Genomic DNA, 25,098 nt, shown 5'->3' with positions numbered 1-25,098 from the left:
TGCCTAGAATCGCAGGCGGATGCCGAGGGAACCAGACGTTCCCGGCGTGCCGTAGCCTAGGATTTGCTGATAATCCTCATCAAAGAGGTTCTCGATCCGCCCGTAAAGCTCGACCTTTTCATTGATGTCGTAGCGTCCAGTCAGGTCGAGCCGTGTCCAGCTGTCCAGGTCGGTGCCGTTGGTGTTGGCTTCCTCGCCATTGTGGCGCACGATCACGGATCCGGCGAACGGGCCTTCAGGGTCGAGAGAGAGCGTCACATTGGCGGAATTTTCCGGCAGTCGTGAGAGCTCGTTGCCGTCACCGTCTTCGGCGTCGATATAGGTGTAGTTCGCAGAAACATTCAGCCATTCCGTGAGGCTGTAGGCGCCGACCAGTTCGATGCCCTGAGACTCAACAAATGCGATGTTGTCATAGCCAGCCGTGAAGGAAAAATCGATGAGATTGTCGGTTTCCTGGTCGAACACGGTCGCGCCCAGCATCAGGCGTTGATCCGCAGAGCGCCACTCAACACCGATGTCGAAGGCTTCGGACGTTTCCGGCTTGAGATTCGGGTTTGGAGCCGTCAGCCCGCAGAACGTGCAGATATAGGTCGACTGGAAAATGCTCGGTGCCTTGAACCCTTGCGCCCAGCTGGCGCGCACGATCAATTGGTCAGTGGCGTTCCATGCCGCAGCGGCACGTCCTGTTGTCTCGGAGCCGAAGCCATCATGGTCGTCGATGCGAACGCCGCCCGTCAGGGTCAGTGTTTCGACCGGCTTGTATTCGTAGAGTGCGAACAGGCTGTCGATAGCTGAGTCCTGATCGTTTGCTGATGTTTCTTCTCGCTCAGCACCAAAGGCCAGCTTGTTCGCATCATTGATGTTCAGTGTGCCCTGGTACCGGTAAAGGACGCGGTCGCCTTCGGTCAGGTAGCTCTGTGCACCGTTTGAGACATTCTCGCGTTCAATGTCGGAATAGCCGATCTGCACGAGATTATCGAGCAAGCCGTCAAACAGGGGAGCTTTCAGGGTGACATATCCCGTCAGCGTTTCGGAGTTCGAGACTTCGTCGCCATCGGCAACATTGCCCTGCGCACTGCCGGAATAGCTGTCATACTCGGACTCTGTGTCGCTCCATAGGATGCTGGTTTCGAGACGGACGCTGTTTGGCAGGTTCAGGCCGCCTTTGGCGGACACGGTCTGGGACTCATAGGCGTCATCTTCCGTGTTGCCATTGTCCTCATCCGCCTTGGAAATGCCATCCGTGGTCAGGCCCGTGGCCGCGATTCGGAAATCGCCGGTTTCACTGGCATTGCTGATGGCTGCGCCGCCGCGAAGCGTATTGAAAGAGCCGTACTCGCCGAATACGGATCCGGTGAGGCCTTCGCTTGGCTGCTTCGTGGTGATGGATACCACGCCGCCGATGGCATCGCTGCCCCATAGTGTCGATTGCGGGCCTTTCAGCACTTCGATGCGCTCAATATTGTCCGTGTCGAGATAGGCGAAATTGTATCCGCCACCGGTTCCGGTCGGGTCGTTTACCGGAACTCCGTCAATCAGGACAAGAGTCTGGTCACTGGAAGCGCCGCGAATGCGAACGCTGGCATTACCGCCAAAGGCGCCATTCTGATTGACGGTGACGCCCGGTGCGGTCGCCACTGCGTCCAGAGCGAAGTCAACGCCCAGCTCGTCGAGGTCTTCATTCGTGATGAGCGAGACGCTGGAGCCGATTTCCGTCAGCGTCTGGTCAAGGCGCGAGCCGTTGACTGTGATGGTGTCCAGCTTGGTTTCTTCTGCGGTGTCCGTCTGTGCGAGTGCAGATAATGACGCACCGAAAGCAACAGCTCCGAGGAGAGCGGTTTTGTAAAACATGTGTTTTCCTCGCATCCCAGCCGCCCGAATGGTGGATGCAGTTCATAACGACAATCTGGCCTCACCTTGTGATCGGTGCGGACGGCCAGGCCCAAGGTTCGGATGTCGTTACAAAGGAGAGGCACGCAGCCTTCCCGCCCGCTGAGAACTATTCCCGGCCTCCGGACGAACGACGCGATGGCAGGTCTCCTGGCTCACCGATCTGCGTTCCTGGCCGCCTTCCCAGAGCTGTTGCTCCAGTGGCTTTCGTGGCCATGAACTCCCGGTTCACAGTTGCGGGTACAGCGCCGAATTCTCATCGGCTTCCCTCTTAGCTTTCCTTGCAGAAAGCACCATCTGGCGCTCGTATTGTTGCAAGCCTGTCACGCTGTCAATACTGCACGCACGACAGGATGCGCGGCAAATTGGTCAGAAATCGACGCCGCGCTTGGCCTTCAGGCCCGCTTTGAAGGGGTGCTTGATTTCGACCATTTCGCTGACGAGGTCGGCATAGTCGCAAAGCGCCGGCTTGGCGTCGCGCCCTGTCAGGATCACGCTTGTCTGGCCGGACCTCGCCTTCAGCCCGTCCAGCACGGCATCAACCGTCAGATAGTCATAGCGCATCGCGATGTTGATCTCGTCGAGCACGACCAGATCATACTTGCCGCTTGCCATCATGTCTTTCGCGCGTGCAAAGGCGGCCTCCGCGGCGGCAATGTCCCGGGCCTTGTCCTGCGTGTCCCAGGTGAAGCCTTCGCCCATTGTGTGCCAGTCCAGTTGGTCTGGGAACTTGCTGAAAAATTGCCGTTCGCCGGTGATCCATTTTCCTTTGATAAATTGGACGACGCCAACTTTCTGGCCCCAACCAAGTGCGCGGGCGATCACGCCGAAGGCGGAGCTGGACTTCCCCTTGCCATTGCCTGTGTGGACCAGCACCAATCCGCGATCCGGCACGGATGCCGCGTCCGTTTTCTTGCGCTGTTCTTCCTGAAGCGCCTTCATCTTTTCGGTGTGGGATGTGTCGTCCGTCATGACGGGGCGCTCCTTGGTCTGTGCTCAAGCAGCGTGACATGCCCCCCATAGGACACTGTGCTGCGATAATGATGGTCTCCGCCCAATGCAGCGAAAGCCGCCTTGATCACACCGGCATGGGTCACGATGAGCGTGTGAGTATCCGGTGTGTTCAGGTCTGAAATTGCGGCGCGGGTGCGCGCGGTGAGTTCGGCAACGCTTTCGCCGCCATGTGGACGCGCGTCAAGAAAGTCATTGGCCCAAGCGTCAAGCTCGTGTCGGGGCAGGTCGCCCCAGGGCTGCATCTCCCATCGGCCGAAATCCATCTCGATCAATCGCTCGTCCCGGATGGGGGAAAGGCCTGTATGTTCTCCCACGAAGCCTGCCAGGCTGGCACAGCGCATTAGCGGGCTGGAGAAGATGCGGTCGACCCGTGGCAGAGAGGCTACGACGCGCGCCGCTTCCTCGGCGAATGTGTCCACCACATCCAGGTCCGTCCGCCCATAGCAGATGCCCGGCGCGACATCTGGCGTCGTATGGCGCAGCAGCGTCAGAGCCATGCCAGCAGTCCCAGATAGATGCCGATCTCGCTCGCCTGCTGGACCGCGCCTAGCGTGTCGCCGGTATAGCCTCCGAGCTTTGGCTCAAAGAAGGCGCGCATGGCGACATGCATCAGACACATGGCGACAAAAGACGACACGACGGCGACAAATGGCAACACCAGGAGACATATGGCGACAGCTCCCGACAGGGTGAGACAGGTGACGACAAGCGTGACAGCTGAGATCCCTTTGGCCACGGGCTTTCCGGTGCCTTCGTCCCGGACATAGCGGCTTGTCGCAATCACCAGCACGGCAGAGCCCCGCGACAGGCAATGCGCCATAGGAAGCGCTGTGCAAACCCAGACAGGCGGCAGGGCAAACAATGCGCCCGCCTTCAGTGCCAAGGCCATGAACAAGGCTGCGGCGCCATAGGTGCCCAATCGGCTGTCTTTCATGATCTCCAGCGCGCGTGCCTTGTTGGGCCCGCCACCAATGCCATCGAACGTGTCAGCCAGCCCGTCCTCATGGAACGCGCCGGTTAACAGCAGGCTGGTGCCCATCGCGATCAGGATTGCCATCAGATGTGGCAGGACAAGCGCGGCAAGCCAGTAGATGCCCGTGCACACCAATCCGATCAGAAGGCCTACAAGCGCAAAGTAGCGAGGCGCCTCGGCCATGCGTGCAGCCGTGAATAGCCGGTCGGTTCGAAGCGGCAAGCGCGTCAGGAATTGCGCCGCGAGCACAAACTTCGCAAACTCGCCAATCATGCTGGCCCGCTTACGCCTGCGCTTTCAAAGCTCGCCATGTCGCGCAGCATGTCTGCGGCGGCTCTCACGAGCGGGAAGGCGAGCAGCGCGCCAGTCCCTTCGCCCAGTCGCATATTGAGTTGAAGCAGGGGCCTCGCCTCCAACGCGTCCAGAATGCGGGCATGGCCGGCTTCGGCCGACTGGTGGGCGAACACCATGTTCGCGCGGCTCTCCGGGGCAATTCTGGAAGCCGCCAATGCTGCTGCCGAGGCAATGAACCCATCCACGATCACGATCTTTCCAGCCGCCGCTGCGCCAAGCATGGCGCCCGTCATCATCGCGATTTCAAAGCCGCCATATTCCTGGAGCGCTGCCTTGGCGTCCAACTGCGCATCCGTCCGGGTGGCTGCAATTTCCAGTAGGGCGGATTTGCGCTGAAGTCCGTCGTCATCAAGTCCTGTCCCGCGACCGGTGATTTCGGTGACCGGGAGACCCAGAACCTTCGCAGCCACAAGGCTGGCCGAAGACGTGTTGCCGATACCCATCTCTCCAAAGCACGCCACCGCCTCATTTCCATCATGGCCAAGGGCGGAGCCTGATGCGAGCGCCGCGCGAACCTGGTCCGGTGTCATGGCGGGACGTTCGACGGCGTTCGCTGTGCCGTTCCCGATGCGCTTCTGGAGCAATCGCTCGTCAATGATCGGGTCACCACATACGCCGGCATCCACCACCTTAATTTCCGCGCCAACCGAGCGGGCAAACACATTTGCTGCGGCTCCTTCGGTCAGGAAGTTGAGCACCATTTGGCGTGTCACCGCTTGGGGAAACGCCGATACGCCAGCCAGCGCCATTCCGTGATCCGCTGCAAAGATGGTCAGGCGACACGTATCGGCCTGCGGGGTGAGGGTCTGCTGGATATTCGCGATCTGGGCTGCGAGAGTCTCGATCTCTCCCAGTGCGCCGAGCGGCTTGGTCTTGTTGTCGATAGCAGACTGAATCTCGGACAGCGATAGGACGCTTGAGCCGGTTTGGAGGTCTGTTTCGGAAGATCGCATTTCAATTGTTCCGCTCAGCTACGCTCTGGAAGAGCGGGTCTTATGCGGCCCAACAGGCAAATGTACAGGTGTTTCGTGCGCGCAACGTTCGATGTTGCCATCGCTTTTGGGGGCGGAGGGAGCCTCATGGAGAGGCTCCCTCCAGAATTGCTAGAAAGGCTTAACGGCGCCGAAGAATGCAGTGGCAAGAATGCCAACCCAGTAGGTGTAGGCCGTGCAGCGACCGATAAACATGGACCGTTGCAGCTTGCGTTCGACTTCGGCGTTCGGTCCCTTTTCAAGAATTGGGAACAATGCGCGCCATTCATGCATGATCAACCGCAGGATCAGCAGGCATCCATAGGTCAGCATCTTTGCCGAGTACCATTTCTGACCGTCGCCTGCCTCGAATGGGCCATTGCCGAGAAGCGAGGAGATGGACAGGAACAACAGGGTCGGGATCAGCAGGTAACGCGTCCAGTCTTCGATATTGGACAGGAACAGGCCGAGCTTGCTGCCACGATTGGCAAAGGCGCCCCACGTGATTGCCATCCAGATCACCCAGACGATCCACATTGCCACGAGCCATCCGCCGCCGAGAGGCTGAAGACCCCATAGGTAGCCCATGTGCAGGCCGAGTGGCAGCAAGGAGATAATGCCGGTCCTTGCCATGATGTCGATCCGGTATGCCGTTTCCATGTGGCGGGCACGTTCTTCGAACGACAGTGAAGTGTTCACCACCTTGTAGCTGGTCTGGAAGACGCCCCATTCACCACCCAGCCAGTAGACCATGGCGACGATGTGCAACCATCTCAGGATGGCGAGTTCATGTGTTACGAAAAAATCCATTGAGCCAAATTCCCTTCATAAGCCCTCAAAAGATATATCATTAAAGTTTTCGAGCTTGTCGATACACTTCTGTGGATTTTTTCGCGACAGAAGGTGTCGTCCGGTCGTGTTAACGGTTTGGAAGCAGCTGACCGCACAACAGAATTTGCGTGCTGAGACGGTTTCGACCTTTGGAATGTTGGTCCGACAATTTCTGATAGGTGCTCTTGGACTCTCTGTCCGGAACGGATCCCAAGGTTCGCGACCAAAATTTGGCATGCGCCTTGCGTTGATATCGCTACAGAACTCGGCCGTCAGAGCCGATGTCAGATATTGGGATTGCGGCGTATGCAAACGACTCAGAACAGCAAGATACTGGTAGTGGTTCACGGCAAGGGACGTGGACGGGAGGTTCCGACAGGAAAGGCTTTCCAGAAGCGTTTGGCGCAAACAAACCACTCTTTGCTCCAGGATATTCGAATTCACGAGACTGGAGCAGGCGTTCCAAGTTTGGCGGACGTGCGTGCAATTGTGTTCTGGCTGGGCGACCCGCTGCAACAGAAATATCCAGATTGCTATACAGAGGCCAAAGCTATCGCGGATGAGGCAGAGGCGCTCGGTTTGAAAGTGCTGAACCACCCAGATGCGCTTTGCAATACGTCCAAGACGATGCAAGCGCGCATCTGGAGCGAAAAAAAGGTGCCGAGCGCTGCAGTTCGTCTGGTGCGGAATGACTCTCAGCTGAGGTCTGCAGTATTCGAGTTGGGGAAGCCCTGCATTGTGCGGAGCGATTGCGAACATGCACAGCGCGATGTGACTATCGTCCGAAATCAGGAAGATCTTGCACGCTGCTCACTGACGTCCGGCACTGCATCAGCTGTTCTGCGGCTCTATGACATTCGCCAGGAGTACCGCGACGTACGGGGTGGGTTTTCGCACTTGTTCCGCGAGTACCATCACAAGGCACGCGCCTTTGTGATTGGCGACCAGGTCATGGCCAGCCATCTGTTCTTCTCCAAAAGCCCTATCGTAGGTCTTTCAAATTCACTTTTCTCCCGAGAATCCAGCCACAATCGCGCCGTAGCGCGTAAATTCGGATATCACCGACATTTGCTTGACGAGTTGATTGAGGCGGATCAGCAATACTTCAACAGCCCAGTGCTTGGTCGTGCCCATCTTGTGCAGGCTGTCCGGAGCCTCGGTCTTGATATCGCAGCGGTCGACTACAGTATTCGTCCCGATGGCCAGGTCATGATATGGGAAGCGAACCCTTATTTCTGGCTGCCGGAAGGAGAGTCCAGCGTGCTCTCTGAAGAGCGACATGCTGTTGAACGTGTGCAGAAGTCTTTCGACTGGATGGCTGACTGTCTTCAGGCGGCAACACCTCAGACCGGCACAGGCGAATTTGAGGAGGTTGTTTCGGCATGAGCAACACCGTGAAATACGCCGCGTCGTCCATACCTGCTGCAAGGATCGATTGGGTCGATTACGCAAAGGGGATTTGCATCATACTCGTTGTGATGATGCACACCGTGAATGGTGTTGAGCAAGTGTTGGACGGCATGGGGTGGATGCATCCTGTGGTGGACTTTGCCCGGCCATTCCGAATTCCGGACTTTTTCCTGGTCGCGGGACTTTTTCTTGGGCGGAGCATTCACGGCCCGCTCAGCGGCTATGTCGATCGGAAGATCGTACATTTCGTCTATTTCTACCTGCTCTGGCTGACGCTGCAGTTTCCTGTTCTGCACTTTGACTGGATGGTCGAGCATCCTGGCTACTTCGTGAAGATGTGGTTGTTCAGCCTGGTAGAACCGAGCAACTCGCTTTGGTTCGTGCACATGCTGGCGGTTTTCTATGTTGTGACCCGTTTGCTCCGCAACGTACCGATATGGATTGTGTTTGCGGGGGCGTTCATTCTTCAATCGCTTTATCAGCTCGTCATTATCGACACAGGCTGGGGTATCATCGACCGCTTCTGCAACCGGTATGTCTATTTCTTTCTCGGCTACGCGTTCGCGCCACAGATATTCCAGTTTGCGGAACGCGCCGCGAAAGCGCCATTGATTTGGCTTGCCGGACTGATGGTCTGGGCCGTGGTAAATTGGTGGGCTGTTACCTTGGACCTTCACGAGCAGGTCATCACCAGTTTCGTGTTCGGTATGGCAGGGGCCACTGCCGTCTGCGTGGTGTCGTCTCTTTTGACACGGTTCAAGGCTGCTGACTTCCTGCGTTATTGCGGGCAGCACTCAATCGTCATTTACCTGACCTACGTATTTCCGCTCGTCCTGATGGAGCGTTTCGTGCTGCCGAAATTCGGGGCGCCGTTTGGCGACATTGGGCTGGCCAGTGCGCTGGGGCTTATCCTGGCTGTCGGCCTGCCGCTCATGTTCCATGCCCTGATCCGAGGCACGGCTTTGAACTTCCTGTATGTTCGGCCGAAATGGGCAGGCCTGACAGCGAAACGCTCAGGAAAGGGCCGCGCTTCGCTGTCGGCGGAGTAATTGTCGTAGGGATCAGACGTTGAAGCGAAACAGCATCACGTCGCCATCCTGAACGACGTATTCCTTGCCTTCGGCGCGCATTTTGCCAGCTTCCTTTGCGCCTGCTTCGCCATTGTGCGCGACATAGTCTTCAAAGGCGATCGTCTCGGCGCGAATGAAGCCCTTCTCGAAGTCGCCATGGATGACACCGGCGGCTTTCGGCGCTGTCCACCCTTTGCGAATGGTCCAGGCGCGAGACTCTTTCGGGCCTGCGGTGAAGTAGGTCTGCAAGTCCAGCAGGTCGTAGCCGGCATGGATCAACCGGGTCAGGCCGGGCTCTTCCAGGCCGAGCGTCTCCAGGTATTCGCCGCGGTCAGGATCATCCAGCAGCGCAAGCTCGGCTTCGATCTGTGCTGAAATCACGACGCACCCGGCGCCCTCTTGTTCGGCGCGTTCCTCGACGCGTTTGGAATATTCGTTCCCGGTCGCCGCGCTCTCTTCGTCGACGTTTGCGACGAATAGCACTGGCTTCGATGTCAGCAATTGCAGCATGTTCCAGGCTTTGATGTCGTCCTTTGCGACTTCTGCCCGGCGAGCAGGACGACCTTCTGTCAATTCGGCGAGTGCTAGGTCGATCAGCGCCACCTGCGCCTTCGCTTCCTTGTCGCCGGAATTCGCTTTCTTCACGACGCCGGCCTTGCGCTTTTCGAGGCTTTCGAGATCGGCCAGCATCAGCTCTGTTTCAACGACTTCGAAGTCGGCGATCGGATCGACCTTGCCGCTGACATGCGTGATGTCGTCATTCTCGAAGCAGCGCAGGACGTAAATTACGGCGTCCGTCTCGCGAATGTTGGCCAGGAATTTGTTGCCCAGTCCTTCTCCTTGGGAAGCTCCTTCAACCAGGCCGGCAATGTCCACGAAGTTCATGCGGGCGGGAATGATTTCCTTCGACCCCGCCACTTCGGCCAGCTTTTGAAGGCGGGGCTCCGGAACGGCCACTTCACCGACGTTGGGTTCAATGGTGCAGAACGGATAGTTGGCAGCCTGTGCGGCGGCTGTTTGCGTAAGCGCGTTGAAGAGCGTGGACTTACCCACATTTGGGAGGCCGACGATGCCGCATTTGAAACCCATGAGAGAGCTCCCGAATAATTGGTTACGCCGCGCAACTAGCGGTATTCTCAGCCGAAAAACAGACTGAAATATCGCCTCACAGCGGAATTGGGTGGAATGTTAAGGGTCTATGGGTATGCTTGGCCTGTTACTTCAAGAGGTGGCGCGCACATGGCGTATGATGTTTTTCTGGTCTCGGCGATCGAGGATCGCGACATGGCGAAGCTTGTCGCGCGGCGTTTACGCTCCCTGAAGTTCAAGGTCTGGTTTGATCAGAAACAGACCGACACCACGTTTGACGCCAAGGATGCGCGCAATGCGGGCAATTCCGAATACATGCTGGTCATGTGGTCCAAGGATGCGGTGAAAAGTGATTGGGTGCGAGCAGCGGCCTCGGTGGGCCATTCACGTCCTGGCATGCTCGTTCAGACAAGCCTCGACAGAACCATTCCCTATGAGCCGTTCAAGAGCGACAAGCGCTTTTCTATTGAAGGCATGACCTCCCGCAAGACGCCGGAAGGCTTTTACAAGATGATCGAAGAGCTCGGGCAGCGTGCTGGCCGGTCCGATCTGCGCGAATGGATGGGGTATGGCAAAAAGGACGAAGATGCCCGGGCCGATTGGATCGCGGCGCATCCAGACGATCCAATTGCTATCGACGACAAGAAGAAGCGCGAGAAGGCGATGGGCATCAAGCCTGCGCCAGCCGCAGAAACTGCGAGCGCTGCAGCGCTGGCGAAAGCTTCCGTCAAGCCTGTCCCGAGCCAGAGCGCCGTTCGCAAGCCTGTTGCCACAAATGCGACCAAGGCATCCGATCCGCTCGGAATGGGGTGGGGCACGCTCGCGGCTGTAGGTGCTGCTGTGTTCGCGATGTTCTTCCTCAGCTGGATCTTTCGGTCGCAGACGATTGCAGCTCCGGTTCACGCAAGTGCGCCAGGTGTTGGAAACGCTTATGTTCTGCAACAGGCCTGTCCCGTTGGAGAGGTTCCTGCTTCGCTCCTGAAAGTGTTGGAGCCTGGCCCGATTATCAATGACACCGAAACGCCAGACTCCGAAGACTAGATTACGCAAACATCGCGATCGTCTGCCGGCCGATCATGATTGGCTCACCGCGCGTATTCCAGAGTGTCATTGCCTGACTGTTGTATCCATCCTTTGACGCTTCCGCGATGTGGCGGGCAAGGAACCAGCCGTCATCCGTCTGGATATCGTCCGTCAGGAACTCCGCCATCCAGGTCATGGAACTGATCAAGGCTGGTTCGGTCAGCATGGCCATGGACGCTGGGGGCGGGGCATCCGCCAGCGCCAGAACAGAAATGTCACTTGGCGCGACGGCCCCATCCTTGTGACGCATCCATAGGGACATGTCGGCCTTGTCTGCACCCGACATAGGCGGCTGACCTGCGGCCAATCTCATATTGAAGTTCCGCGTGAAGGCCGGGCGGCGATTTGAATCTCCGAAGAAGGACATCGTTTCTTCCGGGGTGCTGACGTCCGGCGCGGGGAGGTTAGCAAAGTTCAGCCGGGACTCCCTGTGTGCGCCGAATGCAAAGATGGCTTCGGCAGCTACTCCGGTCTCGCCGGTCATCCGCACGCTTGTGAACACGGTGTTCTTGCCTTCACGCAGCAGTGTGGCGGTACATTCGACGTCACCGGAAACGGGGCCGACAAAGGCCACTTGGGCGGAGCGGATCTGTCGTCCGCCCGATGTTGGCAGCGCGGCCTTCAGGCAGAGCGCGGATGTCAGGCCGCCATAGGTCGTGCGCCCCTGCATCCAGGTTTCGGGAATGTGAAAAGATATTGACCGGTCTCCGGTCTGCTTGCCGCTCTCCATGAGGGATGTGAAGTCCATTGAAAGTCTCCGTATCTTGCCGCTCAGACTTAGTCAGTTCCGGAAAAGAACCAACTGGTAACGCTGGGGCATCCAGATGCAAAAACGCCCCAGCTTTGACCGGGGCGTTGTGGATTGCGTTTCAAGGTTCAGACTAGTGCTGGCTTTCCGGTGTGGTCACCTTCAGACCGTCCAGCGCGTCCGATACGGTGATCTGACAGGACAGGCGGGAGTTTTCCTGAACGTTCTCGGCAAAATCCAGCATGGACTTTTCCATCTCTTCCTGTTCGCCAACCTTATCCATGAAGGCTGCGTCCACATAGACATGGCACGTGGCGCAGGCGCAGGCGCCGCCGCAATCGGCATCGATGCCGGGGATGGAATTCTTGATCGCGGCTTCCATTACGGTCTCGCCGTTCTGTGCCTCTACGACACGCTCAGTGCCGTCGTGATCGATATAGGTAATTTTCGCCATGGGCCGGTTTCTCTCCTTCAAGCTGCCGATGCTTTAGCGGCAATCTCTTTCATTGATATTGATGTATCTGCCAGAATGTCAGCCGATATTTTTGCACCTGACATGATGAGCTTTTTCGACGCCAGAAACTCCGGCGGGCTATTGATCGCGTCCACCGCGATGAGTGTGCCGTTTTTCAGGTAAAAGGCAGCGAATTTGCGGTCTTCCGGATTTCCGCGCACGACGATTTGGTCATACCCTTCGCTCAGGCCTGCGATTTGAAGTTTCAGGTCATATTGGTCGGACCAGAACCAGGGGCAGTCTTCGACAGGCCGTGACTTGCCGAGAATTGCCGCGGCGGCCAATTTGCCTTGCTCAATCGCATTGTGAACGCTTTCCAGACGGCCGGAGCGTCCGAAGTGAACAAGCGGACGGCTCGCGCAATCGCCCGCCGCGAACACTCTCGGATCAGATGTACGTGCGTCGCGATCAACCAGGATGCCGTTATTGCAACTGATCCCCGCGTCCTTGGCGAGTTCTTCGTTGGGCAGAATGCCAATCCCGACGAGCACGATATCTGCGTCCAAAATTGTTCCGTCACTCAACACAGCTTTCGAGACGGCTCCATCTTCCGTACCTTCGAGCTTCGAGAGGCTGGTTTCTGTTCGGATGTCCACGCCTTGCCGGCGGTGTTCGTTCTCGTAGAACTCACTCATGACGGGGCTGGTCACGCGAGCAAGAACGCGCGGTGCCATCTCAAGCACGGTTGCCTTCAGGCCCATTTGTTGGGCGACGGCAGCTGCTTCGAGCCCGATATAGCCAGCGCCAACGATAACGATGGAGCGGCCTGCGACCATTTGCGGGCGGATGCGCTCCACATCAGCCAAATCCCTCAGCGCGTAGACATGTTCGAGATTGGCGCCTTCAATCGGCAGGTTCCGCGGGCGCGATCCGGTGGCGATGATCAGTGCGTCATAGTCGAGCTTGCCTCCATGTTCGATTTCGACGGTCCGGTCTGCTCGATTGATCGCGGTGGCGCGGGTCGAAAGGACCAGATCCACATTGTTGTCTTCGTACCAGGCCGCTGGTTTGAAATAGAGGCGTTCCTCGGCAAACTCGCCCTTCATGTAGGCTTTTGACAGGGGTGGACGCTGGTAAGGCAGGGCGGCTTCGGCGCCGACAAGTGTCAGCTCGCCGTCATAGCCACCCATTCGCAGAGACTGGATCGCCTGTGCTGCGGCCTGACCACCGCCAAGCACCACAATTCGTTTTGCGTCCGTAAGATCCAAAATCCCGTTCCCCGGCTACGTAGCGTCAATTCATGACGCATGCGTCATTTTTCCTGTTTCTAGGCCAGTCTGCCTGTTACCGCAAGGCATGTCACCACGCCAATTGCCGCAATTTCGACAGGAAACGATGGTGTCTCCTGGTTCTCTTTTATATGCAGAATGTGATGACTCAGACTTACGAACTAGAAGACGAAGCCCGTACACTTCAATTAGGTGCGGAGCTGGCAAGCCTGGTGAAGCCGGGGGATGTGATTGCCCTGCATGGCGGGCTTGGTGCCGGCAAGACGACGTTCAGTCGCGGATTGATCTGCGCTTTGGTGCCTGTTGTTGAGGACGTGCCCAGCCCCACTTACACGCTGGTACAAGCTTATGATGGGCCAGAGTTTCCGGTCTGGCATTTTGACCTGTATCGCCTTGAGTCGCCCGATGAGATGGACGAAATCGGCTGGGATGAAACCCAAGACGGCGTGGCGCTGATCGAATGGCCAGACAAGGCCGGTTCGCGGCTGCCAGCCTGGCGTCTCGACATTGTCTTTGACTTCGAGGGTGAGCATCGGCGCGTTACGCTGGAACCGCATGGCGAAGACTGGCAGAAACGGTGCGATGAGTTTCGATTCTAGCATGCGTGATAAACTGATCGCCGCATTCCTCTCCCAGCATGGTTGGGGGGACGCGGTGTTGCTGCCACTTGGGCAAGATGCCTCTACGCGCCGCTACATTCGGCTGGCGATGCCAGATGGGACAACGGCCATGCTCATGGATGCTCCACGCATTGAGGCGGATCCGTGCCCACCGGATGCCGACGACGCGACGCGCACTGCGATGGGGTGGAACGCCCAGACGCGGCTGGCCGCATCGCGCGTGGATGCATTTGTGCTGATCGCCAATCATCTGCGTTCGCTCGGCTTTGAGGCGCCAAAGGTCTTGGCCCATGACACGCAAGCTGGCCTCGCGCTGTTGCAGGATTTCGGAGACGGGATGGAACTCGCGCGTCATTTGGAGCGCACGCCGGAGCTTGAGGTTCCAGCCTACACGCTTGCCGCTGACATGCTGGCCCGGCTGCACGCTCATCCAATTCCTGATGTCGTCTCGGACGGCAATGAGCATTGGCCGATCCTGGAGTTTGACCGCCTCGCTCTGGCCTCGAACGCGGATCTCTATGCAGATTGGCTGCCGGTGGAAGCTGGTGGCAAAGCGCTCAGCGGAACCGCGCGAGCCAAATGGGAACAGGAGCGCGATGCGTTGATCGAACAAGCGATGTCGTTTCCGCGCGTGTTCACGCTGCGCGATTACCATGCTGAGAACCTGCTGTGGCTCGGGGGCGATCGCATTGCATTGCTGGACTTTCAGGATGCGGTGAAAGGCTGGGACGCCTGGGATATGGCAATGCTGACACAGGATGCGCGAAGGGAAGTGTCCGAAGCGGCATCAGAGGCCGCCATCCGGCATTATCTCGACCAGACCGGAAAGGCGCGTGAGGCATTCGACGAACGGCTCGCTGTAATTGGAGCGCTGAACGCGCTGCGCATTGCAGGTGTGTTTTCAAGGCTTCAACACCGCGATGGGAAGCCGCGCTACGGAACATTCCAGCCACGACAGTTGAAACTACTCGCGCGCAACCTGTCTCATCCTGCATTGGCTTCCATGGAGGCTTTCGTACGGGAAACGACACCTTTTGTATTTGAGGAATCCTGATGCCGATTGAAGTTCCGCATACGGCCATGGTGCTCGCCGCCGGGTTGGGCACACGGATGAGGCCGCTGACGGATACGTGCCCGAAGCCGCTGATTGAAGTGTCCGGAAAGCGTCTTATGGACCGTATGATCGAGCCGCTGATTGCGGCCGGTGTGAAGCGGATTGTCGTTAATGTGCATTGGCTGGCCGATCAGGTGGAAAACCATGTTTCCGGCATCGAAGGTGCAGACGTGATTGTATCTGACGAGCGCGGCGAAGTGCTTGAAACAGGCGGGGCGCTGGCGAAGGCAGCGCCTTTGCTCGGCGAGGATCCTATCTTTGTCGTCAATACTGATGCGTTCTGGGGGCGCGGTGATCCAGCGCCGTTTGTTCAGCTGGCTGAGGTGTTTGATCCTGATCGCATGGATGAACTCCTGCTATTGGCCGACACCCAGCGCAGCCTCGGATATGGTGGCGCGGGGGACTTTATTCGGTCCGAAACCGGCAGCCTGTCCCGACGTGGTGACAATCCCTCAGCCCCTTGGGCGTATGCAGGCGTTCGCATTCTGAAGCCTCAGGCATTTGCCGGGCTGGAGGTTGAGCGGTTTTCAGTTGCCTGGCGTATCTGGGGGCCACTGGTTGAGGCGGGGCGATTGCACGGTCTGCCGCTGGATGATTTCTGGCTCCATGTCGGCGATCCGGACGCGTTGAAGGATGCTGAGACGTGGTTGCGCTGTCATGGTCAGTGATCCGAATATTTTCGGTGCCGGGGCGTCGAAGGCCTGGTCCATCCCGCCCGGCGAAAACTTCCTGAAGGCCCTCGCGACGGAACTGGCCCACGCCGTGAACCTTTCCGGGAATCCAGATGCGCTCGCTGATGCGACGATCTATGTGCCGAACAGGCGATCCGCACGTGAGTTGTCGGCGGCGCTGTATCTCGCCGCAAATGAAACGCCGATCCTGTCACCGGATATCCGCGCGATGGGGGATCTTGAAAGCGATGAGGCGCCTCCTGTTGCAGAGATATCCGAAACGGACCTGCCGCCAGCCGTAACGTCTGCCACGCGATTGGGGAATTTGGCGGCGCTGGTGCAAGCCTATTATCGCAATAGTTCCGGTATGGACGTGCCGCCTTCGTCCGCGCTTGCCGCAGCAAACGAACTCGCGCGTCTGCTGGATCAGGCGCATCTTAGCGCAGAGGCCGACTGGAGCGGCCTTCCTGATCTGGTGAAGGAAGCAGACCTCGCCCAGCATTGGGAAAACTCAGCGAAGTTCCTTGAAATCATCACAACGGCATGGCCAGCGTTTCTGAAAGAACAGGGAGCTGCCGACCCACTCGAACGGCGCCTGCTGGCGGCTGAAGCGACCGCAAATGCGTGGCAGAGCGCTATGCCTCAGGCGCCCGTTATCATAGCGGGTTCTACTGGCGCAACGCCTTCAGGGCGTGCGCTGATGAAGGCTGCGCTTCAACTGCCGAAGGGGTTGGTCGTGTTTCCCGGGCTTGATAGGGATGTGTCCGAAGAGCAGCGTCTCGCGATTCTGTCCGAGATCGGACATCCCCAGAATGCTCTGATGAGTACGCTGCAGGACTTGAAGCTTGATCCCGGCGATGTCGCGGAGTGGCCACGAAGCCAGGCGAACCCTCACCGCTATGCACGCCGCCGCATGATCATGGAGGCGCTGGCACCTGCAGATGCTACTGCCGACTGGCGTGACACGCTTGATCAACTCGCTGCAAGTGCGGAGACGGATGTTGCGACCTTCGCGAGGCAGGCGTTGGATGGCTTGTCCCTGATTGAGGCGCCGGATGAACCTGCCGAAGCCTCCGCCATTTCTCTGATCATGCGGGAAACTCTTGAAGTTGAGGGCCGTACGGCGGCGCTTGTCACCCCGGACGCTGGCCTTGCCCGGCGGGTATCGGCCTTGTTGAAGCGGTGGAACATAAACGTACCGCCTTCTGCCGGTATTCCGGTGGGGCGCACTGCAGCGGGCAGTTTTGTGGGACTCTGCGCCAAATGGGCGGTTGATCCGGGCGATCCGGTTCTGATGATGTCTGTCCTGTCGCACGAACTCGCGGCGCCCGTTGAGGGGCTTGCGGATCTGGAATTGTATTTCCTGCGTGGTCCACGCCGTTGGCGATCCCTCGCCGAGTTAGTTGAGAGTATACGCTTGCGGGACACGATCGAGCCCTATCCTCAGTTCAAATCGGATCACCAGATTGCAGCAATTGATCTGGTCCAAAACCTCATTTCGCATTTCGATCATGCGCGGGCTGATCTGAGCCAGTTACAAGATGTCACTGGGGCTGAAGCGATAGAGCGCATTGCAGCTTTGTCGGAAGCGGTCAGCGAGACGCCAATGCCCTGGGCCGGCGAAGACGGGGTGGCCACAAGTCGCTTGCTGGAATTTGTCCGAGACGTATCGGGATCACTTGGCCCGATGAAGCCATCGGCGCTGGCAGATCTGGTAAATGCTCAAGCGGCCCAGATGACGGTCAGCTTCGGTGAGGCGGAGCATCCGCAATTGTCTATCTGGGGGCCATTGGAGGCGCGCCTGCAGACAGCAGACCGCGTCATTCTCGCTGGACTGAATGAAGACGTTTGGCCGAAACGACCGGCAGCTGACGCGTTTCTTCCGCGACATTTTCGGGCGCGATTGGGTCTTGGGGACCCGGAAGAGCGGATGGGTCTTGCGGCGCATGACTTTGCCCAACTTGCTTGTGCTCCAGACGTGACGCTGGTCTATTCGGCGCGTCGCAATGATGCTCCAGCGGTCGCGTCTCGCTGGGTCTGGCGTCTGAAAACGCTGGCGGAAGGCGCATTGGGCAAGGACGCGGCAGCGCATCTGGAGCCAACGGTGTTTGACCCTGTCGACCTTGTCGAGGCGCTGAAGAATGACGGTGTCGATTCACTCCCCGATTTCAATGCCGAGCCTACGCCCAGCGCACGGCCGGAAGGGTGGCCAAAGCGTCTTTCGGCGACGCGCGTCGATCTCCTGCAGAGAGACCCCTATGCATTGTGGTGTGAGCAAGTGCTGGGGCTGTCGACCGTGGATGCCCTGAACGATGATCTTGGACCTGCGCCGCGTGGCACGGCCATTCACCGCGCTCTCGAACTTTTCGAGGAAGACGGGAGACCCAAAACATCCGAACAACTCATGGCGTTGCTCCGGCAGGAATTGCTTCGCGTAGGCGAGCCTGCGGATGCTTGGGCCGCCCGAGAGGCCGTCTGGCAGCGCACCGTCGATTGGTTTCTCGTCTGGCGCAGTCAGCGCGATACGTCAGGTGGGCGACTGAAGCAGGAAGTCAGAGGGCGGATCGACTACGAAGTTGGCGGGCATGCTTTCACACTTTCAGCCACCGCTGACCGCATTGAGCGCACGGCGGTTGGGGACCTCGTTATTGTGGACTTCAAGACTGGCAATCCACCGCGTGACAAGGAAGTCGCGACGGGCCTTAGCCAGCAAATGCCGCTCCAGGCCCTGATCGCGCAGAAGGGGGGCTATGAGGGCGTTCCAGCCGCGCGCGTCGATCAACTTCATTACGTTGCCTTCAAGGCCAAGCCAGATGCCTTTAGCCTCGGCGGGAAGCATAGTCTGCCGACTGAACCAGCGGAGATGGCGGTTATCGCAGAAGAGGGATTGTTGCGCCTGATTGAGGCCTATCGTGAGCCGTCTGCACAATTCCTGTCTGCACCACGGGTCAAGTTCGTCAAGTACGACAATGGCTACAATCTGCTCGCGCGTCGCGCCGAATGGGCAGGTGACACAGAAGACGGGGAGGCCGGTGATGTCTGATGTGAAGCTGACGGACAAACCGCAAGACACCGAAGACTATTTGCGTGCCAACAAGGCGCAGCTCGCGTCCGCAGATCCCTCGCACCCGGTCTTTGTGATGGCCAATGCAGGCAGCGGCAAGACCAAGGTGCTGATCGACCGGGTTGCTCGTCTTCTGCTCAGGCGCGAAGATGGCCGCCCCGGTGCGAAGCCGGACTCCATCCTGTGTATCACCTACACAAAGGCGGCGGCCAACGAGATGTTGTCTCGCTTGTTCCGTACGCTCGGAAAATGGTCGATCATGCGCGACGAAGAGCTGCGCGAAGAGTTGTCTCGACTGGAAGGCCGACCTGTCAGCGCATATGAAACCGACGATTTGCGGGCGGCGCGGGCTCTGTTTGCTCGCGCGCTTGAAACGCCAGGTGGTCTACGTATCGAGACCATTCATGCCTTCTGTGCACGTATCCTGCGGCGCTTCCCACTGGAGGCTGGTGTGTTGCCAGGTTTCGCGGAAATTGAGGAAGAAGAGGCGCAAGCCATCTGGCAGACTGTTCGTGCAGACGCTGTTCTGAAAGCGGCGGAGGTCGCACCCGAAGCGCTAAACGTGCTCGCATTAGAGGGCGGCCATGATGGCGCAGACGTCGCGCTTGATGCGATGCGCTACCAGATGAACATGTATCTGGAGTTTGCCGAGCAGTATGACTTTGATCAAGACCGAATGCGTGCTGCGTTGGTTGACGGACTGAATGCGCCAGAGGCGAGCCCGTCTGAAATCCTGTCGCTTGCGATGGGTGAGGAAATGCCGATTGACGCATTGCGAGAAGCGCTGATCAGCTTGCGAGCTTCCGGAAAGCGGGATGACACGCGGACCGCCGATGCTGTCGAGGCCGCGTTGAGTGAAGAAGATCCAGTGCGGCGCTGGGAGTGCTACCGGCGTGCCTTTTTCGGTGCGACCGGAAATCCGTACAAGTCTCTGTATAACGCGGAAGCAGGCAAGGACGATAATGTTGTTTCCCTGTTTGCAACGAAAGCCGAAACGGGCTCAGAGGTCGCGCGAGTGGATAAAGTTGCTGCGAAGCTGAAGCTAGCCGAGACGGTTGAGCGTACATCAGCATTGTTGGCGGTTGGTCTGGACGCGCTGGTCGCTTATCAGGAAGAAAAACGGCGACGTGGGGCTCTGGACTTCGATGATCTCATCCGCAAGACACGAGACCTCCTGACACGGACCGGAATGTCAGACTGGGTGCTCTACAAGCTTGATGGCGGTATCAGTCACATCCTGCTTGATGAAGCGCAGGACACCAGCCCTGAACAATGGGAATTGATCAACGCCCTGACGAACGAGTTCGCCGCGGGGCAGGGTGCAGAGCGCCAGCAGGACCCACGAACGCTATTTGTCGTGGGAGACGAGAAACAGTCCATTTACTCCTTTCAGGGCGCCGATCCCGCAAAGCTGCGCGCGCAGGAACAGGACTATGTGCGTCGGGATTCCACCGCCGAGTCGCAGACGATGGAAATGTCGTTCCGTTCGTCGCCGGAAATTCTGAGTTTTGTGGATGCGGTATGGAATTCAGCACCACCTATCGATGTGGCAGCGGGCACGCATCCATCGCTCTCCGCCGAGGGCGTGAAGCATACGGCGCGCCGCGCGGGTCAAGAGGGGCTCGTGGAATTGTGGTCCGTCGATGAGCGGGATGAGGACGAAGATGCTGACGCCTGGTCCCGTCCGGTGAACGCTATGAGGTCAAGTTCGCCTAAAGCGCGCCTTGCGACACGACTGGCGCAAGAGCTGAAGGCCATGGTAAAGCGCGGCGAGGCTGTCTGGGAAGAACTGCCTGACCGGAGTTGGCAACGGCGTGCAATGCGACCGGAAGACATTCTGATTCTCGTTCGCAGTCGGACAGGCGGCTTGTTTGACGCGATGATTTCTGCCTTGAAGGCTGCCGGACTACCTGTTGCAGGCGCAGACAGGCTGAAGCTTACCGACCACATTGCCGTGCAGGACTGCCTGAACCTCATGAGGTTCGCGCTGTTACCCGAAAGGGACCTGGCGCTCGCCGAAATTCTGAGGGGGCCGTTTGTTGGCCTCGTGGACGATGATAGATATCTCTATCCGCTCGCTTCGGAGCGCAGGCGAGGGGAGACATTGTGGTCGCGTGTTCAGGCGAGTTCCGATCCAGACGTGCAGCAGGCGTCCAGGTTTCTTTCCGGCCTGATCGCCAACAAGAGAAAGCCGCCTTACGAATTTCTCTCTGAAGTTCTGGATGTGCCGGGTGCGGACGGGAAGACAGGGTGGGAAAAGATCAATGCCCGGCTCGGCACACCCGCGCACGATCCGGTTGAGGCATTGCTCTCGCGCGCTCAGGGTTTTGATGCATCCGAGCCTTCATCCCTTCAGGCTTTTGTCGCTGAAATGGAAGCGAAGCTCGTAGAGATCAAACGAGACCTTGCTGCGCCGGAGGGGCAGGTGCGCGTAATGACGGTGCACGGAGCAAAAGGCTTGCAGGCGCCGGTGGTTGTGATGCCGGATACGACAGCTGGCCCAAAGAGCGTTTCTTCCACCATGTTCGACGTGGATGGCATGCCAGTCTGGTCTCCCAGGAAAGATAGCGACGTGCCAGCAGCAGAGCTGGAACGTGCCATCGCCAATGCCAAAGCCGAAGAAGAATTTCGTCGATTGCTCTATGTAGCCCTAACGCGGGCACAAGACAGATTGATCATCGCCGGGCATTGGCACGGCGCGCGACCGCCAGGCTATCATGACCGAAGCTGGTATGCCTTGTGCCAAACTGCGATGAACAAGCTCGGCGGCGATGCCGACGAGTATGGCGTCCACCGGTTTGGCGACTTGCCGCCCAAGCTTGCGCCAAGCAAGGATGGTAGACATGCTTTGGCCGATCTGCCGAACTGGGTCTCGACCTCACCAGACCAGCCAGGCAGCGCACGCCGTTTCGGAGCGCCGTCCAGCCTTCTGGGCCGCAAGACGCCTGTGCTCGCGCCATTCAGCCAGACCCGGCAGGAACGTCTCCGTCGAGGCCGGATCATCCACGCTTTGCTGGAATACCTGCCTGCGCTTCCCAAAGAGGCGCGGATTGATTCTGCCGACAAATATCTTGCCCGTTTGCCGGACCTGGAAGACGGTGAGCGGGAGGAGATGGCCGAGGCTGTATTCGGTATTCTCGATGCGCCAGAGATGCAGACGCTCTTTCAGCCAGGCGGCCGGGCGGAGGCGGCGATTGTGGGGTCTGCTCCAGAATTGCCAGATGGTCTGATCGTGAATGGTCGGGTGGACCGACTGGTCGTGACACAAGACGAAGTTCTGATTGTGGATTTCAAGACTGATCAGCCCGCTCCGGAGTCCCCCGAGGGGGTGGCGGAGACCTATCGGGCTCAGATGGCGGCCTATTGGGCCGTTTTGCGCCGGGCCTATCCGGGCCGGCAAATACGCACCGCTCTCTGCTGGACCGACGGTCCGCGCCTGATGTTCCTGCCTGAAGAGATGCTGTTAGAAGCGCTAAAGGGTGCGCAGAGCGTGGTTTGACTTGCTGAAAGAGTCCCTATGTATGATCCAACGGAAACAAAAGCATGAAGGAGCCAAGGCATGGCTGCGGTAAATGTTACGGATGATGAGTTTGACGGCCTGATCGGAGATTCCGATGTGCCAGTCGTTGTGGATTTCTGGGCTGAATGGTGTGGCCCGTGTAAGCAGATGGCCCCTCACATCGATGCCGTGTCAGAAGAGTTGGCCGGTGAAGTGAAAGTTGCGAAGATCGATGTCGACGCGAATCCGATTGCCCCGTCGAAGTACGGTGTGCGCGGCATGCCGACCCTGATGATCTTCAAGGGTGGCAAGCTGGCTGCGACGCATCTTGGCGCGATGAGCAAGCAGGCCATTACGGACTGGATCAAGCAAAGCGTCTAAAAGCGTTCTTGCGGTAAAGAATAAAAAAACGCCGGCTGCGATGCCGGCGTTTTTTTTATGCGGCTTGTGATGTCAGGGCGATAAACACGTCTTCCAGATCCGGCGCTTCTGTGACGAGGTCGCCTACGCCAATACCGTTTGCGCGCACCGTTTCCAGCAGGCGGCCAATGCCGGTTTCGCTGGTGCGGAACGTGATGGCCAAATCACCATCCGGACGCAGTGTGGCGTCCATGCCGGCCAATGCTTCTGGTACAGCGGTCAGCGGCTCCTTCGGCGTGATCACTAGTGTCTTGTAGTCGAGACGCGACAATAGTGTTGGCGTCGGCTCGCAGGCGACGATTTCGCCATGATTCACGATGGCGATGGAATCACACAATTCTTCGGCTTCCTCCAGATAGTGCGTCGTCAGGATGATGGTGGTGCCGTTGTCGTGAAGCTCGCGCACATAAGTCCACAGGGAGCGGCGTAGCTCAACATCAACGCCCGCGGTGGGTTCATCCAGAATCAGGACGGGCGGATTGTGGACAAGTGCCTTGGCCACCATCAGTCGGCGTTTCATGCCGCCGGACAATTGGCGCACATAGGCGTCTTTCTTGTCGTCCAGTCCGACAGCGGCAAGAATCTCCTCGCTGCGGCGCTCGGATTTGGGCACGCCATAAAACCCGGCCATCAATTCCAGCATTTCCAAGGGCGTGAAGAAAGGATCGGCCACGATTTCCTGATTCACAACGCCAATCGCCGCACGGCTTTGGCGGGGGTGCTCATCAATATCGAGGCCCCAGATGCTTGCCGATCCTGATGTCTTGTTCACCAGTCCGGCCAGAATATTGATAAAGGTCGATTTTCCAGCGCCATTCGGACCCAGCAGACCGAAGATCGATCCCCGCGGTACTTGCAGGTTCAGCCCCTTCAATGCGTGCTTTTCGGGCATCTTGCCCGAAGCGCGGTAGATTTTCTGGAGGTCTTTGACTTCAATCGCGAAGTCTGGGGCAGGTTTGCTGGACGACATGCAGGGGACCTTTTCACTCTGTCCATTCGATCTTGCGCCGATTGGCGGTGCGATCTAGGTAGGACCATGTGGCTTCGGTAACAACCATGCCAGCGAAATTGCAGATGGAATTAGAGATCATGTCCACGAACCGCGATGTGCTTGACCCGCCAGAAATCGTCATGGTGAACACCCACCGCGTATCGTGCAATGGTGGTGGAGGTGCCCTCGGGCATCCACGCGTCTGGTACGAGATGGGTGACGAGGATTTCGTTGAGTGCAAATACTGCGACCGTCGCTTCATCCTGATCGGCGGCAAGCTCGACCCGTCGCGCGCGAAATGATTGCAACACACTGATGAGTGAGGTGTCCGAATGCGCGTCCTGATAGTGGGCGGTGGCATCGGGGGCCTTACGGCTGCGCTGGCGTTCGATCATTTCGGTCATGAATGCAGTGTGATTGAACAATCAGGTGTCCTGAGTGAAATCGGGGCAGGCATTCAGCTGAGCCCGAATGGCATGCATGTGCTGAGCAAGCTCGGCGTTTCGGCTCAGATTGCTCGCCATGCGTTCAGGCCAAAGGCGCTTGAAATGCGGATGGGGCGCAGTGGCACGCGATTGTTCGACATTCCACTTCGCAAGGCTGCGATCAATCGCTGGGGCGCGGACTATCTGCATGTTCACCGCGCCGACCTGATTCAGGCGCTTTCCGATACCTTGGCAACGCGGCAACCGAATGCGCTGCGACTGGGCGCGAAAGTCACTTCATACGAGCAGGATGATGCGGGTGTTCATGCTGTCCTCGACTCAGGCGAACGCGTTTCGGGTGATTTATTGGTTGGGGCAGATGGCATCCACTCCGTGATCCGGGCAAAGATGCTCGGACCGGATGCGCCACGCTATACAGGCATGACAGCTTGGCGAGCCGTAACGCCGGTATCTGACCTGACGCATGTTCCGCCCCCGACGGCTGCGGTCTGGACGGGATCCAGACGCCATGCGGTGACCTATCTTCTGAGGGGCGGTAGCCTTGCAAACTTTGTTGGCGTGGTGGAGCGCAAGGCAAAGCATCTCGAATCCTGGACGACCGAGGGTAGTCGGGAAGATGCGCTGGCCGATTTCAGCGGTTGGAACCCTGTCGTGAACGACATTATCCAGAATGCGCCAGTGCTTCACCGCTGGGCTCTGTTTGATCGGGACGAGCTGAAACGCTGGTCGGACGGGCGTGCCGTGTTGCTGGGGGATGCGTGCCATCCGATGTTGCCGTTCCTTGCGCAAGGGGCCGTCATGGCAATCGAGGACGCCTATGTGCTTGCGCGGAGTGTGACTTCGCAGGCCGATTTGCCATCCGCCTTCAAGACCTATGAAACCTTGCGAAAGCCAAGGACGAGCAAGGTACAAGCGGGGGCCCGCGCGAATGCCAAACTGTTCCACAAAAGCAATCCGGTGACCAAGCTCTCGACCTATGGCCCTATGTGGGTGGCGGGTCGAATGATGGAGTCCTTTGTTCACGGGCGAAACGATTGGCTGTACGGCCATGATGTAACGGTCGGCTGACCGCGCATCGCTTGTGCGGTGGCGCCGGA

At 58.4% G+C, this 25,098-nt stretch carries 22 protein-coding genes and 1 riboswitch; of the genes, 11 read left to right on the top strand and 11 right to left on the bottom strand.

Annotated features, from left to right (window positions below; translation table 11 throughout):
• Positions 1-3: 3 nt before the first annotated feature.
• The 6 genes from HF931_RS14300 to HF931_RS14275 form a co-directional block, all read right to left on the bottom strand.
• Complete coding sequence (locus HF931_RS14300) at positions 4-1,851, bottom strand: TonB-dependent receptor plug domain-containing protein (RefSeq protein WP_035550282.1); 1,848 nt, start codon at positions 1,849-1,851, stop codon at positions 4-6.
• Between the two features lie 161 nt (positions 1,852-2,012).
• Positions 2,013-2,203, bottom strand: a riboswitch (cobalamin riboswitch).
• 56 nt (positions 2,204-2,259) lie between these two features.
• Positions 2,260-2,862 (bottom strand): cob(I)yrinic acid a,c-diamide adenosyltransferase, encoded by a 603-nt coding sequence (gene cobO / locus HF931_RS14295; RefSeq protein WP_035550285.1) that lies wholly within the window; start codon positions 2,860-2,862, stop codon positions 2,260-2,262.
• Entirely contained in the window at positions 2,859-3,401 is a 543-nt protein-coding gene (cobC, locus tag HF931_RS14290; RefSeq protein WP_273240606.1) for an alpha-ribazole phosphatase family protein, read from the bottom strand. Before cobC ends, cobO begins: the two co-directional genes overlap by 4 nt.
• Positions 3,392-4,150, bottom strand: coding sequence for an adenosylcobinamide-GDP ribazoletransferase (cobS, locus tag HF931_RS14285; RefSeq protein ID WP_273240604.1), 759 nt, complete (start codon positions 4,148-4,150; stop codon positions 3,392-3,394). Before cobS ends, cobC begins: the two co-directional genes overlap by 10 nt.
• The gene (gene cobT / locus HF931_RS14280) at positions 4,147-5,184 is read right to left on the bottom strand and encodes a nicotinate-nucleotide--dimethylbenzimidazole phosphoribosyltransferase (protein ID WP_273240602.1); all 1,038 of its coding nucleotides are present in this window, start codon (positions 5,182-5,184) and stop codon (positions 4,147-4,149) included. The genes cobS and cobT overlap by 4 nt, the downstream gene beginning before the upstream one ends.
• A 150-nt stretch (positions 5,185-5,334) precedes the next feature.
• Positions 5,335-6,012 (bottom strand): hypothetical protein, encoded by a 678-nt coding sequence (locus tag HF931_RS14275; RefSeq protein ID WP_273240601.1) that lies wholly within the window; start codon positions 6,010-6,012, stop codon positions 5,335-5,337.
• 327 nt (positions 6,013-6,339) lie between these two features.
• On the opposite strand from HF931_RS14275, the gene HF931_RS14270 reads away from it, so the two are divergent.
• Both HF931_RS14270 and HF931_RS14265 read left to right on the top strand, forming a co-directional pair.
• On the top strand, positions 6,340-7,419 hold the full coding sequence (locus tag HF931_RS14270; RefSeq protein WP_273240599.1) for an ATP-grasp domain-containing protein: 1,080 nt from the start codon (positions 6,340-6,342) through the stop codon (positions 7,417-7,419).
• Complete coding sequence (locus HF931_RS14265) at positions 7,416-8,492, top strand: acyltransferase family protein (RefSeq protein ID WP_273240597.1); 1,077 nt, start codon at positions 7,416-7,418, stop codon at positions 8,490-8,492. The genes HF931_RS14270 and HF931_RS14265 overlap by 4 nt, the downstream gene beginning before the upstream one ends.
• Before the next feature lie 12 nt (positions 8,493-8,504).
• Here HF931_RS14265 and ychF read toward each other — a convergent pair whose 3' ends face one another.
• Positions 8,505-9,602, bottom strand: coding sequence for a redox-regulated ATPase YchF (gene ychF / locus HF931_RS14260; RefSeq protein ID WP_273240595.1), 1,098 nt, complete (start codon positions 9,600-9,602; stop codon positions 8,505-8,507).
• A 150-nt stretch (positions 9,603-9,752) separates the two neighbouring features.
• Here ychF and HF931_RS14255 point away from each other — a divergent pair, with 150 nt between their 5' ends.
• Positions 9,753-10,643 (top strand): toll/interleukin-1 receptor domain-containing protein, encoded by an 891-nt coding sequence (locus HF931_RS14255; RefSeq protein ID WP_273240593.1) that lies wholly within the window; start codon positions 9,753-9,755, stop codon positions 10,641-10,643.
• A gap of 1 nt (position 10,644) precedes the next feature.
• On the opposite strand, the gene HF931_RS14250 is transcribed toward HF931_RS14255, so the two are convergent.
• From HF931_RS14250 to HF931_RS14240, 3 genes are all read right to left on the bottom strand, one after another.
• Complete coding sequence (locus tag HF931_RS14250) at positions 10,645-11,433, bottom strand: thioesterase family protein (RefSeq protein WP_035550304.1); 789 nt, start codon at positions 11,431-11,433, stop codon at positions 10,645-10,647.
• Positions 11,434-11,566: 133 nt separating this feature from the next.
• Positions 11,567-11,887 (bottom strand): 2Fe-2S iron-sulfur cluster-binding protein, encoded by a 321-nt coding sequence (locus HF931_RS14245; RefSeq protein ID WP_035550306.1) that lies wholly within the window; start codon positions 11,885-11,887, stop codon positions 11,567-11,569.
• 17 nt (positions 11,888-11,904) lie between these two features.
• Positions 11,905-13,155 (bottom strand): NAD(P)/FAD-dependent oxidoreductase, encoded by a 1,251-nt coding sequence (locus HF931_RS14240; protein ID WP_035550308.1) that lies wholly within the window; start codon positions 13,153-13,155, stop codon positions 11,905-11,907.
• Between the two features lie 164 nt (positions 13,156-13,319).
• Between HF931_RS14240 and tsaE the strand changes: the two genes are divergently transcribed.
• Genes tsaE through trxA form a run of 6 tightly spaced genes read left to right on the top strand, consistent with a single transcriptional unit; the run spans position 13,320 to position 22,525 of the window.
• Complete coding sequence (gene tsaE, locus HF931_RS14235) at positions 13,320-13,775, top strand: tRNA (adenosine(37)-N6)-threonylcarbamoyltransferase complex ATPase subunit type 1 TsaE (RefSeq protein ID WP_035550351.1); 456 nt, start codon at positions 13,320-13,322, stop codon at positions 13,773-13,775.
• 1 nt (position 13,776) lies between these two features.
• Positions 13,777-14,850 (top strand): aminoglycoside phosphotransferase family protein, encoded by a 1,074-nt coding sequence (locus tag HF931_RS14230; RefSeq protein ID WP_241764161.1) that lies wholly within the window; start codon positions 13,777-13,779, stop codon positions 14,848-14,850.
• The gene (locus HF931_RS14225; RefSeq protein WP_035550312.1) at positions 14,850-15,578 is read left to right on the top strand and encodes a nucleotidyltransferase family protein; all 729 of its coding nucleotides are present in this window, start codon (positions 14,850-14,852) and stop codon (positions 15,576-15,578) included. Before HF931_RS14230 ends, HF931_RS14225 begins: the two co-directional genes overlap by 1 nt.
• Positions 15,544-18,624: a double-strand break repair protein AddB gene (gene addB / locus HF931_RS14220; RefSeq protein WP_273240590.1), complete on the top strand. Its 3,081-nt coding sequence runs from the start codon at positions 15,544-15,546 to the stop codon at positions 18,622-18,624. Before HF931_RS14225 ends, addB begins: the two co-directional genes overlap by 35 nt.
• The gene (gene addA, locus HF931_RS14215) at positions 18,617-22,144 is read left to right on the top strand and encodes a double-strand break repair helicase AddA (RefSeq protein WP_273240588.1); all 3,528 of its coding nucleotides are present in this window, start codon (positions 18,617-18,619) and stop codon (positions 22,142-22,144) included. Before addB ends, addA begins: the two co-directional genes overlap by 8 nt.
• A gap of 60 nt (positions 22,145-22,204) precedes the next feature.
• Positions 22,205-22,525, top strand: a complete 321-nt coding sequence (gene trxA, locus HF931_RS14210; RefSeq protein ID WP_035550317.1) for a thioredoxin — start codon at positions 22,205-22,207, stop codon at positions 22,523-22,525.
• Positions 22,526-22,580: 55 nt separating this feature from the next.
• Here the strand turns inward: trxA and HF931_RS14205 are convergent, their stop codons facing one another.
• Positions 22,581-23,534 carry an ABC transporter ATP-binding protein gene (locus HF931_RS14205; protein ID WP_035550320.1) on the bottom strand — a complete coding sequence of 318 codons (954 nt, stop codon included), beginning with the start codon at positions 23,532-23,534 and terminating at the stop codon, positions 22,581-22,583.
• 119 nt (positions 23,535-23,653) lie between these two features.
• On the opposite strand from HF931_RS14205, the gene HF931_RS14200 reads away from it, so the two are divergent.
• On the top strand, positions 23,654-23,857 hold the full coding sequence (locus HF931_RS14200; protein ID WP_035550323.1) for a zinc-finger domain-containing protein: 204 nt from the start codon (positions 23,654-23,656) through the stop codon (positions 23,855-23,857).
• Between the two features lie 30 nt (positions 23,858-23,887).
• The gene (locus tag HF931_RS14195; protein ID WP_273240585.1) at positions 23,888-25,069 is read left to right on the top strand and encodes an FAD-dependent monooxygenase; all 1,182 of its coding nucleotides are present in this window, start codon (positions 23,888-23,890) and stop codon (positions 25,067-25,069) included.
• Positions 25,070-25,098 lie beyond the last annotated feature (29 nt).

The organism is Hyphomonas atlantica corrig., from assembly GCF_017795365.1.
Taxonomy (GTDB): Bacteria; Pseudomonadota; Alphaproteobacteria; order Caulobacterales; family Hyphomonadaceae; genus Hyphomonas; species Hyphomonas atlantica.
This window is presented reverse-complemented; position numbering and strand designations above follow the sequence as displayed.

Bases quoted from the DNA above. Each gene is read 5' to 3' on its own strand.
- HF931_RS14195 (WP_273240585.1), top strand. From the start codon at position 23,888: ATGCGCGTCCTGATAGTGGGCGGTGGCATCGGGGGCCTTACGGCTGCG.
- addB (WP_273240590.1), top strand. From the start codon at position 15,544: ATGCTGAGACGTGGTTGCGCTGTCATGGTCAGTGATCCGAATATTTTC.
- HF931_RS14270 (WP_273240599.1), top strand. From the start codon at position 6,340: ATGCAAACGACTCAGAACAGCAAGATACTGGTAGTGGTTCACGGCAAG.
- HF931_RS14245 (WP_035550306.1), bottom strand. From the start codon at position 11,887: ATGGCGAAAATTACCTATATCGATCACGACGGCACTGAGCGTGTCGTA.
- cobS (WP_273240604.1), bottom strand. From the start codon at position 4,150: ATGATTGGCGAGTTTGCGAAGTTTGTGCTCGCGGCGCAATTCCTGACG.
- addA (WP_273240588.1), top strand. From the start codon at position 18,617: ATGTCTGATGTGAAGCTGACGGACAAACCGCAAGACACCGAAGACTAT.
- trxA (WP_035550317.1), top strand. From the start codon at position 22,205: ATGGCTGCGGTAAATGTTACGGATGATGAGTTTGACGGCCTGATCGGA.
- HF931_RS14250 (WP_035550304.1), bottom strand. From the start codon at position 11,433: ATGGACTTCACATCCCTCATGGAGAGCGGCAAGCAGACCGGAGACCGG.
- HF931_RS14300 (WP_035550282.1), bottom strand. From the start codon at position 1,851: ATGTTTTACAAAACCGCTCTCCTCGGAGCTGTTGCTTTCGGTGCGTCA.
- HF931_RS14275 (WP_273240601.1), bottom strand. From the start codon at position 6,012: ATGGATTTTTTCGTAACACATGAACTCGCCATCCTGAGATGGTTGCAC.
- HF931_RS14205 (WP_035550320.1), bottom strand. From the start codon at position 23,534: ATGTCGTCCAGCAAACCTGCCCCAGACTTCGCGATTGAAGTCAAAGAC.
- cobC (WP_273240606.1), bottom strand. From the start codon at position 3,401: ATGGCTCTGACGCTGCTGCGCCATACGACGCCAGATGTCGCGCCGGGC.
- HF931_RS14230 (WP_241764161.1), top strand. From the start codon at position 13,777: ATGCGTGATAAACTGATCGCCGCATTCCTCTCCCAGCATGGTTGGGGG.
- cobO (WP_035550285.1), bottom strand. From the start codon at position 2,862: ATGACGGACGACACATCCCACACCGAAAAGATGAAGGCGCTTCAGGAA.
- HF931_RS14255 (WP_273240593.1), top strand. From the start codon at position 9,753: ATGGCGTATGATGTTTTTCTGGTCTCGGCGATCGAGGATCGCGACATG.
- tsaE (WP_035550351.1), top strand. From the start codon at position 13,320: ATGACTCAGACTTACGAACTAGAAGACGAAGCCCGTACACTTCAATTA.
- HF931_RS14225 (WP_035550312.1), top strand. From the start codon at position 14,850: ATGCCGATTGAAGTTCCGCATACGGCCATGGTGCTCGCCGCCGGGTTG.
- cobT (WP_273240602.1), bottom strand. From the start codon at position 5,184: ATGCGATCTTCCGAAACAGACCTCCAAACCGGCTCAAGCGTCCTATCG.
- ychF (WP_273240595.1), bottom strand. From the start codon at position 9,602: ATGGGTTTCAAATGCGGCATCGTCGGCCTCCCAAATGTGGGTAAGTCC.
- HF931_RS14200 (WP_035550323.1), top strand. From the start codon at position 23,654: ATGTCCACGAACCGCGATGTGCTTGACCCGCCAGAAATCGTCATGGTG.
- HF931_RS14265 (WP_273240597.1), top strand. From the start codon at position 7,416: ATGAGCAACACCGTGAAATACGCCGCGTCGTCCATACCTGCTGCAAGG.